Source organism: Pseudoalteromonas sp. 0303 (genome assembly GCF_013349995.1).
In the GTDB taxonomy this organism is placed as follows: Bacteria; Pseudomonadota; Gammaproteobacteria; order Enterobacterales; family Alteromonadaceae; genus Pseudoalteromonas.
In genome coordinates, this window is sequence record NZ_JABVXF010000003.1 from 39,002 (window position 1) to 55,367 (window position 16,366).

Genomic DNA, 16,366 nt, shown 5'->3' on the forward strand with positions numbered 1-16,366 from the left:
CCCCAGTGGCATTACCCAATAAAGTAAAAAAGTTGCTCAGCCAAGCTGAGCAACTTAGCGATTATCGCGACTGTTCTAGTTATTTTTATAAATGGCTACAGAACGAATTCTCAAAACAACCCGTTAGCAACTTAATTAATGCCCGCGCTGAGTTTATCGACCGCTTATTAATTAAACTGTTTCACGATTACGACCTTGCTCACGAAAGTGATCTTGCCCTGATTGCTGTGGGTGGTTATGGTCGTGGCGAATTACACCCCTATTCAGATATCGACTTTATGTTGCTAGTAAGCGAGCAGCCAAGTGAAGCCGTGTGCGAAAAAATTGGCCAGTTCGTTACCATGCTTTGGGATCTAAATTTAGAAATTGGTCACAGCGTTCGTACTATAGAACAAGCATTAGAACAAAAACGCGAAGATGTGACATTTGCCACCAGCTTACTCGAAAGCCGATTAATTTTCGGTAACCATATCGAATTCGAAAAATTAAAAAATCATTTAATTGATACGCCGATTTGGCGCTCAGACGAATTCTTTTTGGCAAAAGTACAAGAACAAAGTTTACGCCATAAAAAATGCCATGGTACGGCTTATAACCTTGAGCCTAACATCAAAGAGAACCCAGGTGGCCTGCGCGACTTACAGACCATTATTTGGGTTGCTAAAAAGCACTTTAGAGCCGAAACATTACAAGAACTTATAAATCACGGCTATCTTACTCACGAAGAATACCAAGAGCTGTCTGAGTGTTTAGAAAACCTCTGGAACATTCGTTTTGCGCTGCACATCGCTGCGGGTCGCTCTGAAAACCGCTTATTGTTCGATCATCAACCTCATGCCGCAGAAATTCTCGGCTTTGGTAGTGACGGTAAAGCCTCGGTCGAGCGCATGATGAAACGCTTATTTAGGATCATGAGCCGCGTACGTGAGCTTAACCAAATGCTGCTTTCATACTTTGAGCAAAGCATTTTACCGGGTGCCGGTGAGTTACCTGTGATTGAGCTTGACCGTAACTTTGAGCGCATTGGCCATCAAATTCGTGTTAAGAATCCATCGGTGTTCTTCCGCCGTGATCAGCTATTTGTGTTGTTCGAGCATATTGCTGATAACCCAGAGATCACCCATATTTACCCAAGTACCATACGTACAATGCGCCAAGTTCGCCGTCGTTTATTGGGGGATTTACAAGATTACGCCGCCTGTCGCGAAGCATTTTTGCGTTTAATCAAACACCCTAATGGTATGGGCCGCGCATTTACGCTGATGCACAAGCACGGCATTATTGCTGCCTACTTACCACAGTGGCGTAATATTTTTGGGCAAATGCAGTTTGATTTATTTCATGCCTACACCGTGGATGAACATACCCATAAACTCATCAACAATATTTATAAGTACTTTGATAAATCAAAAGTCAGCGAATTTCCGTTATGTAGTGAAATTGTCACTCGCATGGACAAGCCTGAGTTACTTTATTTAGCCGGTATTTTCCACGATATTGCTAAAGGCCGTGGTGGCGATCACTCTGAGCTTGGCTCAGTTGATGCAATCGCGTTTGCTAAGCTACACCGCTTCCCAGCCTCAGATGGCAAGCTTATTTCGTGGTTAGTGGCTAATCACTTACTTATGTCGGTTACAGCGCAGCGTAAAGATATTAATGACCCAGATGTGATTAAAGACTTTGCAAGTAAGGTGAAAAATGAGCGCCAGCTTGACTACTTATACTGCTTAACCTTGGCCGATATTCGCGCAACTAACGATAACCTGTGGAACGATTGGAAAAATACCCTACTACGTGAGTTGTATTTACACACCCAGCGCGCGCTTCGTTTAGGGCTTGAAAACCCAATGGACCAACGTGATCAAATACGTGATAAAAAACAGCAAGCCAAACAGCGCTTACTGAATCACGGTTGTAACGAAGATCAAATCGACTTAATTTGGAGTCGCTTTAAAGCCAATTATTTTACTGCTTTTAGCGAGCAACAGATTTCGTGGCACACAGAGCACTTACTAAGCTGTGACGATTTAAGCCAGCCTAGCGTTGCCGTGTCTAACACCGCAATGCATGGTGGTACACAAGTATTTGCTTATAGCCCTTACTCGGGCAGTTTATTCTCACGTTTAGTTAGTGTGATTGGTTCGAAAAAAGCACAGATTCAACATGCGCAGGTACTGACCACAAAAGATGGCTACGTGCTATTTAGCTTTGTTATTTTAGAAGTCAATGGTGACCCGATTGCGAGTAACCGTTCGCAAGGCATTAAACGTGCTTTAGATCTTGCAATTAGCGACCCGAAAAAGAAAATTCGCCTTAAAAAGAATCGCTCTCAGCGCTTCAAAGACTTTAATATCAAACCAAAAATTGTGCTTAGACCGCATGCCCGTAAAGACCGCAGCTTAATTGAAATTCAAGCGGTGGATATTCCGGGTCTATTAACAAAAATTGCGGAAGTATTTCAAGCGCACTTATTACATATTCATGCCGCACGGATCACCACAGTTGGTGAACGAGCAGAAGATTTCTTCGTGGTATCAAATAACGAATACCAAGCATTAACAGACGAAGAACAGGCTAAAATTCATCAAGCATTGCGTAAAAAACTCAACGCAGAAACCGAATAAGAGGATCTTATGTCAGATTTAAAAACCATGATCGAAAACGCCTGGGACAACCGCGATAGCATCAGCCCAAGCACGGTATCAAGTGAAGTTAAACAAGCTATTATCGACGCGCTTGAATTACTTGATAGTGGCGCTGCACGTGTTGCTGAAAAAATCAGTGGTGAGTGGGTTGTACATCAATGGTTAAAAAAAGCGGTGCTACTGTCTTTCCGTATTCGTGATAACCAACCAATGAGCGATGGTGTTAATCAGTTTTACGACAAAGTACCACTTAAATTTAGCGACTATACACCAGAGCAATTCCAACAAGGCGGCATGCGTGTTGTGCCTAATGCTGTGGCACGTAAAGGCAGCTTCGTAGGTAAAAACGTGGTGTTAATGCCATCTTATGTCAACATTGGCGCCTACGTTGATGAAGGTACCATGGTTGATACATGGGCAACGGTTGGCTCATGTGCACAAATTGGTAAAAATGTTCACTTGTCGGGCGGTGTAGGCATTGGTGGTGTGCTTGAGCCACTACAAGCTAACCCAACTATTATCGAAGACAACTGCTTCATTGGCGCACGTTCTGAGATTGTTGAAGGCGTTGTAGTTGAAGAAGGCGCCGTTATCTCGATGGGTGTTTACATCAGCCAAAGCACACGTATCTATGACCGTGAAACTGGCGAAATCCATTACGGCCGAGTACCAGCTGGTGCAGTCGTTGTTCCAGGTTCACTTCCGTCAAAAGACGGTTCGCACAGCCTATATGCTGCCATCATCGTGAAAAAAGTTGACCAGCAAACTCGCGAAAAAGTAGGTATTAATGCCCTACTTCGCTCGATTGATGAATAATAAAGCGGAGCTTTAAGCCGTCAGCCGTCAGCCGTCAGCCGTCAGCCGTCAGCTTAAGTTTGAGATAAGAAGCGCGATGCTAACTAGTTTCGCGCTTTTTATTATCTGTAATGCAATGATTTTTAGCTAGTTTGTTGAGATATACTCACAAATATGTTTTAGTATAAAAAACAAACAAAAATAATAGTAAAAATGTTTAAGTCTTTTCGGAGTTTTACCCACACGGAGTTATTTTATTACACAGGGTTATTCTACCTTGTGGCAATCTTGCTGTTTGTATCACGTAGTTACCTATACGAATTTTTTGTAACTGATATGAATTCACATCGCATAGAAGTTAAAGAACTTGAAGTTGCTTTAACATCGCACGTTAATAAAGATTATGTTTTTGAAGCATTGCAAACAACCTTAGATGGCCTTGCAACCCCAGATCGAGTTGCAGTTACAATCCAGTGTTATACGGTTTTCTGTGATGTTAGTTTTACGAACCCGTTTATCACCATTAACGACCACAATCACTACAGTGCAGAAGTAAAACGTGTGTTTGAGCAAAATGTGGCTTCACTTAGCCGAAAAGATACTACTCACTAGTTTCAGGCGCTATTACTTAATGCTTAAAACTTAAAGCGCCTCAGCTAAATTGTTACATCTTATTTCAAATACACACTTTATCGCTTAATTACGGCTATTCAGCGTTACTTCTGAAACACATTTCATTTACCTCACTGGCACTTTTTTTACATCGCACTACAATGCAGACAAACTGATTTTGGAACACACACAATGAACCTGACACGTAGTTCGCTGAAAAACCCTGCGAGTGTTATTGTCATCTTGGTGTTGATTATGTTGTTTGGCATGTTGAGTATTTTTAAGCTGCCAATTCAGCTCACACCAGATATTGAGCAACCGCAGATCACTATTTTCTCTGGCTGGCGCCAAGCTGCACCTGAAGAGATTGAATCGGTGATCATTGAGCCGCTTGAGAACGCAGTAAAAAACACCCCGGGTGCCTTAGAGGTTAATACTTACATTAACCGTGGCAATGGCTCTATCACGTTGACTTTTGCTGTTGGACAAAACATGCAACAGGCCATGCTTGATGTGTTAACAAGCCTTAACCAAGCGCCGCCCCTGCCGTTAGATGCATTTGATCCTGTGGTTTTTGCTGGCGGTAATAATGGTGAAGCCGCTGCAACGTTACTGGTCACCCCAAAAGATTTTAATAGCGACAGCCTTGATTTAGACATGGCGCAGTTCCAAAAACAAATCGATGAATTTGTTGAGCCCCGTTTGGCACGTATTCCTGGTGTTGCCCGCGTTGACTTAGCCAGTGAACGACCAAAAGAATTACGTATTACCTTTGACCCTCACAAAGCCGCCGCACTTGGCGTCAGCCTTGACCAAATTAGTAACGTATTAGCCAGCTCACGCGATACCTCTGGTGGCCTTGCCAATGTTGGCCGTCGTCAATATACCGTGCGCTTTACTGGGCAATATGATTTATCGAGCATGGCACAAATGCGCGTTGGCTATTCAGGTGATAGACCTATTTACCTTGGCGATATTGCAAGTGTAGAGCGCACTTTCTCTGACCGTTTAGGGATGAGTGGTCGAAATGGTAAACCCGCGTATTACATTCGTATTTCGCGCGCTAACGAAGCCAATACCGTTGCCCTACTCGACGACATTAACCTAGCTATTAAAGAACTAAACGAAGGGCCGCTGGCTGAGAATGGCTTATCGATTGAATTAAGTTTTGATGCCTCAGTGCATATTCGTAATGCTTTGTCGTTGGTTAAAAGTAACTTAGGCTTGGGTGTTCTGCTGTCGTGTTTAATCTTATGGCTGTTCTTTAGAGGCTTAAAGGCCACGTTTGTGATTGCAGCGACAATTCCTGTCTCTTTGTTAGTCGCGTTTTTAACGTTAAATATTTTTGACCGCAGCTTAAATGTTATTTCACTGGCAGGTCTTGCCTTTGCTGTTGGCTTAGTACTTGATGCCGCCATCATAGTGCAAGAGAATATCGCAAGGCTCAGAAGCGAAGGCTTTGATAGTAAAAAAGCCGCGCTAAAAGGCGCAGCTCAAGTAACAGGCGCTTTATTTGCCTCAACCACCACCAGCGTTGCTATCTTCTTGCCAATTTTATTTATGGCAGGTATTGAGGGGCAGTTATTCTCTGACTTGGCGCTCACCTTATCTATTGCTGTAATTGCCTCTATGATTTGCGCAATTACACTTATTCCGTTGGCTAACCATTTTTGGCCAGACAAAGAACTCAAAGCGGATCCTTATCGTGAATATTGGCATAAGCTAACTAACTTCATCATGGCGCTTACCAATACCCGCGTTAAACAAATAGTGTGGATAGTGTCGTTATTGGGTGGCTCACTCGTCGCGACCATGACCATGCTCCCGAAAACTGATTTTATGCCGCGCGCACCAACCGATGGCTTTTTCTTTAACTTAAATACCCCGCCTGGCGGCAATGTGCAGTTTATGGAAGAAGAGCTACTGATGCGTATCAAAAAGCGCTTAATGCCTTATTACACAGGTGAAAAAGAGCCGGGGATAAAAGATTTTAACTTTTATGCTTTTGGTTCGAATGCTGGCGGCTTTATTTATTCTGCCGATCCGCAACGTGTTGAAGAATTAATGAAGGTAGCCCGAGAAGAAATCTTCATTGATTTACCCGACACCCAAGTATTCTTCTTTAGAGGGTCGATGATCCAAGTTGCTAATGGCGGTGATGGTCGTAATATCAATATCGATTTAACGGGCCCGAATATGGACGAGCTAATCGCCGGTGCTAATGTGGCGCTGCAAGCTGTCACCGACGCAATGCCGAATGCCACCGCAAGGCCACAACCACGACTCGATATGGCTGAGCCAGAGCTTAGGCTCACACCCAATGACCGTCGTATAACCCAAGCTGGGCTAACTCGTCGTGATGTATCTCAGGCAGTGCAAGCCTACACAGGTGGGTTATTTGTTAATGAATACTTTGATGGCAACGAACGCATGAACGTGATTTTGCGTGGCATACCGTGGCAAACTCCAGAGGAGCTTAAAGCCCTTCCCATTGTGACCCCACAATCAGGTATTCAAACCTTAGGCGAACTTGCCAATATTGAGCGCACCGTGGGGCCAACCCAGCTTAGACGTGTTAATGGCCGCCGTACCGTGAGTATTGTTGTCACGCCACCAGCAGACATGAGCTTGCAACAAGCGCAAACTATTCTCTCTGAGCAAGTTATGCCAAAAGTTCGTGCAAGCTTGCCTGACAGCTCTGGCGCGATTTTGGCGGGTAACGCACAAAAGATGAATTCGGCCATGCAAGAAATGACAATCAACTTTATCTTGGCTCTGTTTATTTTATTCTTGCTAATGACCGCATTGTTTAAGTCAGCCAAAGACAGCGCGTTAGTTTTACTGGTCATGCCATTGGCAATTGCAGGCGGTGTACTGGCCCTATTCGTACTTAACTTATTTACCTTCCAATCGCTCGACTTACTGACCATGATTGGCTTTATTATCTTGCTGGGCCTGGTGGTAAATAATGCCATTTTATTGGTTGACCAAACCCGTGTCGCAATGGCCGCAGGACTCAGTCGAGAAGACGCCGTTCGCCAAGCTGTGCTGCTGCGTGCAAGACCCGTTTACTTAAGTACCTTAACCAGCTTATTTGGCATGCTGCCACTAATGCTTATGCCGGGGGTAGGATCAGAAATTTACCGTGGTCTTGCCACTGTGATCGTCGGCGGCATGGCCATTAGCGCCCTATTCACCCTGATATTAATGCCAAGTTTATTGCAACTTGGCAGACAACTGCCGCCTGTTAATAACAAACAGCAACCAGAAAAAACGCCTTTAAGCTTGGTATCGAATCAATGAGTATTAAAACAATGAACACACCTTTTCGTAAATTAACCGCTCGCTGTTGTGCGCTATTCAGTCTTATTGTATTTAACGCCTTTGCCGTCGTACCTGTTACGGTAGAAACCGTCACACAAGCTCCACTGACAAGCGAAATTGAAGTAAGCGGCACTTTGTTTGGCAAAGATGATGTAACCCTAACAGCAGGCGTTAGCGGGCGTTTATTATATGTTGTTGAGCCAGGTACTCTGGTTAAAAGTGGCGACACCCTAGTTCGTATGGACACCTTACCGCTTGAACTTGAAAAAGCACGCCAGCAAGAAATGCTCAATCGCGCCAAAATAAACCTACGCTTATATCAACAAGAGCTCGCTCGCTTACAAAAACTCGCCAAAGCCAGCAGTGCTGCAGCAAGCCAAGTCGATGATATGCAAAATAAGCATGACCTTGCGTTGTCTGATATCGCACTGGCTAAGGTTGAATTAAAAGTAATAGACGATCAGCTTTCGCGTGCAACCGTTCGCGCCCCATTTGACGGCGTGATCAGCGAGCGTTTTAAACGCGCTGGTCGCGAAATAAATCGCGCAGATGAACTGGTCACTCTGCTCGATATTAATAACTTAGAAGTGCGTTTGTATGTACCTGTTAAATACTTAAAGTTTTTACACAAAGGCATAGAGTTACCAATTAAAGCCGGCGACTTATCAGCCCCAGATATGACAACAGCCACCGTAACAGCGGTGATCCCATCAACCGATCCGCGTTCACAAACCGTAGAAGTACGTGCCCTACTACCAAATGATGCCGAGCAAACATGGGCAATTGGCCAACTGGTTGATGTAGCCGTGCCACTAAAGAGCAAAGGTGATGTACTACTGGTGAATCGCGATGCGCTGATCTTACGCAAAAAAGGCACCCATATCGTCAAAATCGACAACGACAACAAAGCCCTGCAAATTCCCGTAAAAGTAGGTAATGGCAAAGATAAACTGGTTGAAGTCACCCCGACTTCTAACATCGCTTTAAATGCGGGCGATAAAGTCGCAGTACGCGGCGCCGAGCAACTACAAACCGGACAAGAAGTCGAAGTTCAGGTAAAGCAATAACTATTAGGCTTGAGATGACTGCCAGCTATTTAATATTTTAAGAGCTGGCAGTTCTAATAAAGGGTAGTAATGATTATTAAGAGTTGCGCTTGTTTTTTGACTTTCTAGGAAGCAAAAAGCAAGACCCGCCCCCTTTATTCCAGAACTTACTCTAATCGCGCGATTTAATTATTTCGACCATTTCATGCTTTTTACTATAATTCCCCTATCACTTTATTTTAGAGGTCAGCCATGAATACACTAACAGCAAATGATGCAAAACGTAATTTTGCTGAGCGACTTTTAAACGCCCAGCGTGAACCTATTAAAATTAGTAAAAACAACGAGGACGCCGTAGAGTTTATGTCTATAAAGGATTATGAAGAATTAAAAAATAAGAAAGTCGACTATATTAAGCATTGCTTTGAAAACGCAACAAGAGACTTAGCTCAAAGTAATGTAGTTGATGGTAAAGACTTCTTGGATACTTTATAAAACACTTTCAAAAAATCCAGAAATTAGGCGTAGCTGTAATGACATTTATCCAAATGGTTTTTACTTTTCTGTTGGTAAACATACCGCTTATTTTATTAAAGAAGATGGTTTTATAATGATTGTTGCCGTACTAAGCCAATCTCAGCTTCCTGAAAACCACTTATAATTGCAGCCTCCTTTCACAAAGCCAACACCTCTCACTGCAAACAGCCATACCCTTTTAATGAAATTTCTTGAGTATTCGCGCCACTTTGGTTTTTATGTTGAATGATCAAACGTGAATCTTGGCTAGTAAAGGTAAAGGTTCCGAGCCAAGGTAGCTGGGCAATTGGTTGCATGTGGTAAAAACCCTTGGCATCAAAGCATATAAATGAGAACTCATGATGTACCGGTGCAAATACGCCATAATCAGCGGTAAATACAGCAATGTTGTCTTGCAGCATAAAATGTTTCGCTTGCGTGCCCGCTACTAAATACCAAAAGCATATTGCTGTCATTATCACCACCTGTAAGCCGCCGAGTAAAAAGACTGAAAATTTAAGAATACGGGTCGATTTACTAGCTTCCATATAAAGGCGCTTTGCTTTTAATAATAACCAAAGCCCAATGGCAACCATAGTGAGCTTTACAATCATCAGTGCTACGCCTATTTGATACATCAGCTTAGGGCTGTGCCATTGAATGCCAAATGTTTGCGGGATAAACAAGCTATCAATTAAGGGCAGTAAAATGAGTAGGAATGGCAGAATAAGCGCTTTGTTTTTCATTATTTACTTTTCTAGTGTTCTCGCAAAGATAAGAGCCTAATGTTAATTCTTGGACTCTAAAAAAGCAAAAAGGCGCAACCTGAGGTTACGCCTTTTATCGTTCTGGGCAGAACTTAAAGTTTACAGTGCAGCGAATACATCGTCTGTTTTAGCAGCACAGATAAAATCATTTTTATGTAACCCTTTGATAGAGTGGCTCCACCAAGTAACGGTTACTTTGCCCCACTCGGTTAACAGACCTGGGTGGTGACCTTCTTCTTCAGCCATATCGCCCACTTTATTAGTGAACTCAAGTGCTTGTTTGAAGTTTTTAAACTTGTAAACACGCTCTAATTGCATAATGCCGTCGCGCACTTCAGGCACCCAATCTGGGATCATTTTGATCAATTCTGCTAATTCAGCATCAGATACTTTAGGCGCATCCGCACGACACGCTTCACACTTTTGTGTGCTTAATGAAGACATTATAAATCCTTAACTTGCTAATTTTTCTTTAGGAGGAAACTTTGGCTCATGTAGCCCTAATTCTTTTGCTTTACTCACCAGCGACATGATATCCATTTGTGAAATATCAAATAAGTCATTGATTGAGTTAATGGTGTAGTACACAGGCTGCATAATATCAATACGATAAGGTGTACGTAATACATCAAGCACATTCATCGCATTGATTTCTGGCTTATCTGAATACACATACTGTGTTTCGCCTGGGCTTGATAAAATACCACCACCATAAATACGCAGACCTTGTTCGGTTTGCATTAAACCAAACTCAACGGTAAACCAGTAAAGGCGTGCTAAATAAACACGATCTTTCTTTTCAGCGGCATAACCTAACTGACCATATTTGTGTGTAAACTCAGCAAATGCTGGGTTGGTAAGCATCGCACAATGACCAAAAATCTCGTGGAAGATATCTGGCTCTTGTAAGTAGTCAAACTCTTCACGGCTGCGAATAAAAGTCGCTACTGGGAACTGCTTGTTTGCTAGTAATCGAAAGAACTCATCAAAATCGATCAGTGCCGGAACAGGCGCAACTTGCCAGCCCGTTGTTTCGAGTAACACTTCGTTGAGTTCACTAAGTTGTGGAATACGATCTGTTGGTAAATTAATTTTCTTAAGACCTGCTAAATATTCATCACAGGCTTTACCTTCTATGCAAGCGAGTTGGCGAGCAACTAGCTCAGACCATATTTTATTTTCTTCTTCGCTCCAATGGATAACCCCATTTTCATCAGGTTGCTTGGAGGTGTAATTACTTGCTTTAGCCATAATAACCTTCTTCGTTAAATCTTGATCAGCATTGATCAGAATCTCATTAACTTGTTAAGCCGATACTATGTAAAAGTAAGCGAAATTTTAATAGTTAAGGCTGTTTCTAAGGTTTGCAGAAACAGCCTTAACGTAAAGTTAAAATTACAACGAAAGATCCAAAAGTTTACACACCACATTTTTAAAGGGATAAAAGCAAATACAACCGTAAACTTAAAATTACAACCTACCCAATAAATGTAAATGCAGTTTTAAGATCGTTAATAATGTCGTTAACATCCTCAAGACCAACTGATAATCGAATTAAGCCATCACTGATCCCAGCAGCTGCTCTTTCTTCAGGTGTATAAGGCGAATGTGTCATCGATGCAGGATGTTGAATGAGGGTTTCAGCATCCCCTAAACTCACAGCAAGCGTGCAAAGCTGGGTGTTATTTATAAATGTTTCGCCATCTTCAAGGCTGCCTTTTATTTCAAAGGCAATAACACCACCAGCGGCTTTCATCTGTGAGCCAATAAATTGATGACCCGGGTGTGATTTAAGCCCAGGGTAATAAACTTGGCTTACTAACGGGTGTTGCTCTAAATATTCAGCAACTACTTGGGCACTCGCACAGTGGCGCTCCATGCGTACAGCAAGGGTTTTTAAACCACGATTAATTAACCATGCATCATGAGGGCTAATCGTTGCACCAATATCTTTTAGCACCGTCATTTTTATCAGGTTGATATGCTCCTCTGTGCCGCACACAAGTCCTGCCACCACATCACCATGGCCATTTAGGTATTTAGTTGCGCTATGTACCACAATATCAATGCCAAACGAGGTAGGTTGCTGGAGCAGAGGCGTTAAGAAGGTATTGTCGATAACGCTTATCAGTTGATGCTGCTTGGCAACATCGGCGATTAAACTTAGATCAAGCACCGCCATGGTCGGATTAATTGGTGTTTCAGCAAAAATCATTTTTGAATTGGCTTTAACCGCGCCGCGAAGTTCAGCCTCGTTGGTCATATCAACAAAAGTAACTTCGATACCAAAGCGCGGCAACATGTGAGCAAAAAATGCAAAAGTACAACCGTATAACGCGCTTGATGCGACTAGGTGGTCACCTTGTTGTAAAAAGCTAAGCACAGACGCAGACACAGCCCCCATACCGGTCGCTGTGGCAGCCGCTGCTTCACAGTTTTCTAACTGAGCCACTTTTTGTTCTAGCTCTTGGGTTGTCGGATTACCCAAGCGGGTATAAATAAAGCCCTGCTCTTCACCAGCAAATCGGGCTGCACCTTGGGCTGCATTAGCAAAAGAGAAGGTAGAGGTTTGGTAAAGTGGCGCACTCAGTGCGCCATGTGGGTCATTTGGTTTTTCTGGACCATGAATACATTGTGTATGTAAGTGATGCTTAGTCATTGTGTGTTCTCGTTTTTATTATCAGTACTTCATACTCATAAATAAAACGTAGATACCCACAATGCACAAGCATGCCGGATGCTCAGATGGCTAAATATCACTCAGCTGTTTTTATTAACTGTACACAAAAGTTGTCATTTTGTATTTTCGGTCTCTTTGTCGCTGGTACGTGAGGCAATTTTACGGGCAATACTATTGGCGGTTTCTTTCAGCAAGCTGCGCTTATGCTCTAAGCGAGGTAACGGGCGACTAAGCTCCATCGCTTTATACCCTATACGCGCGGTAAAAATACCTGCACTTAGCCCTTGCGCTGCTCGGCCCGACAATTTCCCCAGTAATTCAGCGCTTAGTGCCGTTGCTGCTAAATCTGAAACTAACTCTGCACTACCAACAAACAATACTTGTTTCACTAATAAGCGGTACAATTTAATACGGCTTGCATAACCAAAACCAATACCGTAAATACGGCCAATTTGCTCAATGAGCTTAGTGCCACGCCATAGCACCGCCATCATATCGACTAAAGCCAACGGGCTTAGCGCAACCAATAAGCCAGACTCAGTGGCAAAACGGTTAATCAGTTTTTTCGCTTGCTGATCTTGGCTTACCAATAAGCTATCTGCGTATAAGGTCATGATTTCTTTATCAGTATGGTGACTTGCTATTTGCTGTTTAAACTCTTCAAACCCAGTAAGCGTTTGATGTTTATTAAGCTTTTCTAGCCATGGTAATGCTTCACCTACTTGCTCGCTATTAAGTAAGCGGTCGGCCTCGGTACGATGCAATTGATTACGCTTCAAACTTCTTAGCATACGGTACTCGCGCCAAATGACACGGGCAATCAGTAGCACACCACTGAGAACAGCCGTTAAATACACCGAACCTAAAATAATTGATTGCTGGAACGTCACAAACAATGACATCGCAAACTCAAGTAGCACTAAAACTAAAAAGCTAACAACAAACACCCCTTTTAGGGTTTGCCATTTCGACTTTTTATACACGGGCTCAAGCTCAATGCTATCTTGCTGATCTTCTTCAGTGTCGATAAATTCGGCGTTTTCTATCACTTTAGCAACAGTTAACTCTTCTGTAGGAGCTTCGTTACTTGCAGAGCTTGAAATACGGCGACCTGCCTGAAAGTTCATCTCCTTTGGTTGCTCACTCATGTTAGTTTATCTCCTATCAGGTACTGCATGACATGATCTAAACGAATATGCTTTAACCGTTTATCAGGACATGGCAGTGGCGAAAACGATAAGAACTCAAAGCCCTGTTTTGGCCACTCTTGTTTGTTGAGAAGGCGTGAAGGTGGCTGTGGCGGTAAATATGTTAGCCATTCTTGCTCGCCTAAAGGCTTGCCATAAATACAAGCTAACTGCTGGCCTTTTTCAGCCACTTGGCGTGGCTCTGTTGCGCAGATAGATGACATTGCCATAGTTTCGATTTGCACGCCTTCGAACTTTAAATGATTCGTTTGGTCATGCACGATTGAATCAAGCAATAGCGCTAAATCTTTATGATATTGCGCACTAATATGATCTGACTTATTGGCCGCAAACAGTAGCTTGTCGATGTTTGGTTTAAACAAACGTTTAAAGAAGCTTGCTTCACCATAATTAAAGTGCGCCAGCAATTGGTTAATAACACGGCTTTGCTCATGCAGCGTTTCGCTACCTTCATTCAAGGCACTGAGCACATCCACCAGCACAATTTGTCGGTCAAAATGACGAAAATGCTGCTCGTAAAAAGGTTTTACAACCTCTTTTACATAGGCTTTATAGCGCTTTTTAAGATGCGCGAGATTCGACCCTTCGGTTATGTCGTCAGGCACATTGGCAACCGGAAAAAACTGCAGTAGCGGCGCTCCTTTTAGCTCGCCTGGCATCAGCATGCGACCAGGTTGCAGCATGGCAAGTTTGGTGTCTTTTTTAAGACCGACTAATAACTGTTGATAAAGCGCAGCAACATCAGCAAGTTTGCTCTCATCAACATTTGCGGATAAATCAAGTTCAGCAAGGGCGGTTAAAAATGGCTTCGCTTTTTCGTTGCGTGCTGTTTGCTGCAAGAGTGAGTATTGTGACTCACTCCAATCAGCAAATGATTGCTCTAGCATTGGCAAATCAAGTAGCCATTCACCTGGGTAATCTATAATGTCTAAATAGAGCGTTGATTGCGGTGCAAAGTGACCGCGTAGCCCCGAGTTACTTTGGTACTTAATTGCTAAACGTAGCGTATTTATACGCTCAGTGGATGCAGGCCATGCTGGCTCACCTTCAACAGGTAATAACGCTGCTAATGCATTTGTGTATTCAAATGTCGGTATTGTCAGTGCTTGCTGCGGCACTATTTTTGTAGCGATATGACGTTTTTCACGCATCACATCAAAAAAAGGTAAGTTTTTATCGTCAGCTTGGCTGGTTAAATGTTTAACCAAGGCGGTAATAAAAGCGGTTTTACCGCTGCCACTTAAGCCTGTGACGGCTAACTTCACGTGTTGGTCTAAACTACGATGAAGGGCTTTTTCCGCTTTATTTTTTAACGAATTAAAGGTGTTCTTTGCGAATGATTGGCTCATAAAGTGTCTAGCACCTTATTTGCGCTGGGTATCACGATGCAAACAAGGTGCGTATATATCCTTTAAAGTTTGTTGATTTCACGGCTAACCGTAAATTCTGTTGATGTGACATAGCGTTCCATCTCTTGTAAACGACCATCAACTCGAGCAAGACGATCTTTTAAGTCTTGCAATGCACGGCGAGGTGGTTCCCCTTTTTGCCATACTTTAAATTTTACTTCAAGCGGGTCTTGGTGAATGCTGTCTGCGCTTTTCTCTGTTTTTTCTGCTGGTTTTTTATCTAAAATAAACCAAGCAGCAATGTAAGCAACAACAATAAATGGACCACCTGATAATAGCACAGCTGTCACGACTAAAATACGTACTAGCCAAAGCTCCATGTTAAAGTAATCGCTGATACCTGCGCACACACCTGCTATTTTGCCACGCTCTGCGTCTCTAAATAATTCGCGTTTGGTACTCATACTTTACGTCTCCACTGCGGAGCCTCTTGGTCAAGTAAGGCTTCTAATGTTTCAACACGCTCTGCCATTTTATCTGCTTTTTGTGCAAGCTCTAATAATTGGCGGTGCTCGTGTTCACTTAAACCTTGGCTCACTTGTTTTTTACTACGGTAATGTAAAATCAGCCAAAGTGGGGCAACAACCACCATAAAAACAATAATCGGTGCCATCAAAACTTCTGCGTCGAACATGGTACTCTCCTGTCAATCCGTTATGTGTTTAAGCATTGGGGGACATGCCCCCATTTATTATTTTTTATCTGCTAGTTTTTTCTTAAGCTCAGCTAGCTCATCATCAATCTTCTCGTCTTGCTGAAGACCAGCAATTTCGTCAGCTAATGATTTTTTACCAAGATCATAAGACTCTATTTGTGATTCTAGACCATCGATCTTAGTTTCGTAACGTTCGAAGCGGTTTAAAGCGTCTTCAACTTTAGAGCTGTCGAGTGCTTTTTTAACTTCAAGACGTGACTCAGCAGAGCGTTGACGTAAGATGATTGCTTTTTGACGCGCTTTTGCATCAGCTAGCTTCTCTTGTAAGGTGCTTACTTCTTGCTGTAATTTCTCGATGTGAGACTCTACATGCTCAAGCTCAGTTTCAACCGCTGCGACTGCATCTGCTGACTTTTGCTTTTCAATCAGTGCTGCACGTGCTAAATCATCACGGTCTTTACTGAGTGCTAATTCAGCTTTTTCTTGCCAGTCTGCAACTTGAACTTTTAAAGTTTCAACGCGACGTACTAGCTCTTTTTTCTCAGCAAGTGTTTTTGCTGATGTAGAGCGAACTTCTACTAATGTATCTTCCATCTCTTGGATGATCAGGCGAACCATTTTTTCTGGGTCTTCTGCTTTATCTAAGATGGCATTGATATTAGAATTAACGATGTCTGCAAAACGTGAAAAAATTCCCATAACATTTACC

The 16,366-nt window shown here is 42.8% G+C and carries 15 protein-coding genes; 6 read left to right on the plus strand and 9 right to left on the minus strand.

What is annotated here, in order from left to right; translation table 11 throughout:
- Nucleotides 1–5: 5 nt before the first annotated feature.
- The 6 genes from glnD (at nt 6) to HUS62_RS03380 (ending at nt 8,917) form a co-directional block, all read left to right on the plus strand.
- Nucleotides 6–2,624 carry a [protein-PII] uridylyltransferase gene (gene glnD, locus HUS62_RS03355; RefSeq protein WP_062566881.1) on the plus strand — a complete coding sequence of 873 codons (2,619 nt, stop codon included), beginning with the start codon at nt 6–8 and terminating at the stop codon, nt 2,622–2,624.
- 9 nt (nt 2,625–2,633) lie between these two features.
- Entirely contained in the window at nt 2,634–3,461 is an 828-nt protein-coding gene (dapD, locus tag HUS62_RS03360; protein ID WP_054553126.1) for a 2,3,4,5-tetrahydropyridine-2,6-dicarboxylate N-succinyltransferase, read from the plus strand.
- A gap of 315 nt (nt 3,462–3,776) precedes the next feature.
- The gene (locus HUS62_RS03365) at nt 3,777–4,052 is read left to right on the plus strand and encodes a hypothetical protein (protein ID WP_175078532.1); all 276 of its coding nucleotides are present in this window, start codon (nt 3,777–3,779) and stop codon (nt 4,050–4,052) included.
- Nucleotides 4,053–4,244: 192 nt separating this feature from the next.
- Entirely contained in the window at nt 4,245–7,355 is a 3,111-nt protein-coding gene (locus tag HUS62_RS03370) for an efflux RND transporter permease subunit (RefSeq protein ID WP_175078533.1), read from the plus strand.
- On the plus strand, nt 7,352–8,443 hold the full coding sequence (locus HUS62_RS03375; RefSeq protein ID WP_258536707.1) for an efflux RND transporter periplasmic adaptor subunit: 1,092 nt from the start codon (nt 7,352–7,354) through the stop codon (nt 8,441–8,443). The genes HUS62_RS03370 and HUS62_RS03375 overlap by 4 nt, the downstream gene beginning before the upstream one ends.
- Nucleotides 8,444–8,674: 231 nt before the next feature.
- A complete protein-coding gene (locus tag HUS62_RS03380) occupies nt 8,675–8,917 on the plus strand; it encodes a type II toxin-antitoxin system prevent-host-death family antitoxin (protein ID WP_175078534.1) in 243 nt (80 codons plus the stop codon).
- A gap of 197 nt (nt 8,918–9,114) precedes the next feature.
- Here HUS62_RS03380 and HUS62_RS03385 read toward each other — a convergent pair whose 3' ends face one another.
- The 9 genes from HUS62_RS03385 to pspA all read right to left on the minus strand — a co-directional run bounded on the left by HUS62_RS03385 (nt 9,115) and on the right by pspA (nt 16,356).
- Nucleotides 9,115–9,684: a hypothetical protein gene (locus HUS62_RS03385; RefSeq protein WP_175078535.1), complete on the minus strand. Its 570-nt coding sequence runs from the start codon at nt 9,682–9,684 to the stop codon at nt 9,115–9,117.
- Between the two features lie 120 nt (nt 9,685–9,804).
- A complete protein-coding gene (locus HUS62_RS03390) occupies nt 9,805–10,149 on the minus strand; it encodes a 4a-hydroxytetrahydrobiopterin dehydratase (RefSeq protein WP_036969771.1) in 345 nt (114 codons plus the stop codon).
- A 9-nt stretch (nt 10,150–10,158) separates the two neighbouring features.
- Nucleotides 10,159–10,956 carry a phenylalanine 4-monooxygenase gene (gene phhA, locus HUS62_RS03395; protein WP_054553132.1) on the minus strand — a complete coding sequence of 266 codons (798 nt, stop codon included), beginning with the start codon at nt 10,954–10,956 and terminating at the stop codon, nt 10,159–10,161.
- A 226-nt stretch (nt 10,957–11,182) separates the two neighbouring features.
- Entirely contained in the window at nt 11,183–12,364 is a 1,182-nt protein-coding gene (megL, locus tag HUS62_RS03400; RefSeq protein WP_063529998.1) for a methionine gamma-lyase, read from the minus strand.
- Between the two features lie 134 nt (nt 12,365–12,498).
- A complete protein-coding gene (locus tag HUS62_RS03405) occupies nt 12,499–13,533 on the minus strand; it encodes a TIGR01620 family protein (protein ID WP_175078536.1) in 1,035 nt (344 codons plus the stop codon).
- Nucleotides 13,530–14,942 (minus strand): YcjX family protein, encoded by a 1,413-nt coding sequence (locus tag HUS62_RS03410; protein ID WP_175078537.1) that lies wholly within the window; start codon nt 14,940–14,942, stop codon nt 13,530–13,532. The genes HUS62_RS03405 and HUS62_RS03410 overlap by 4 nt, the downstream gene beginning before the upstream one ends.
- A 62-nt stretch (nt 14,943–15,004) precedes the next feature.
- Nucleotides 15,005–15,406, minus strand: coding sequence for an envelope stress response membrane protein PspC (gene pspC / locus HUS62_RS03415; protein ID WP_175078538.1), 402 nt, complete (start codon nt 15,404–15,406; stop codon nt 15,005–15,007).
- Nucleotides 15,403–15,636 carry an envelope stress response membrane protein PspB gene (gene pspB, locus HUS62_RS03420; RefSeq protein ID WP_036969793.1) on the minus strand — a complete coding sequence of 78 codons (234 nt, stop codon included), beginning with the start codon at nt 15,634–15,636 and terminating at the stop codon, nt 15,403–15,405. The genes pspC and pspB overlap by 4 nt, the downstream gene beginning before the upstream one ends.
- A gap of 57 nt (nt 15,637–15,693) precedes the next feature.
- On the minus strand, nt 15,694–16,356 hold the full coding sequence (gene pspA, locus HUS62_RS03425) for a phage shock protein PspA (RefSeq protein WP_054553137.1): 663 nt from the start codon (nt 16,354–16,356) through the stop codon (nt 15,694–15,696).
- Nucleotides 16,357–16,366: the final 10 nt, after the last annotated feature.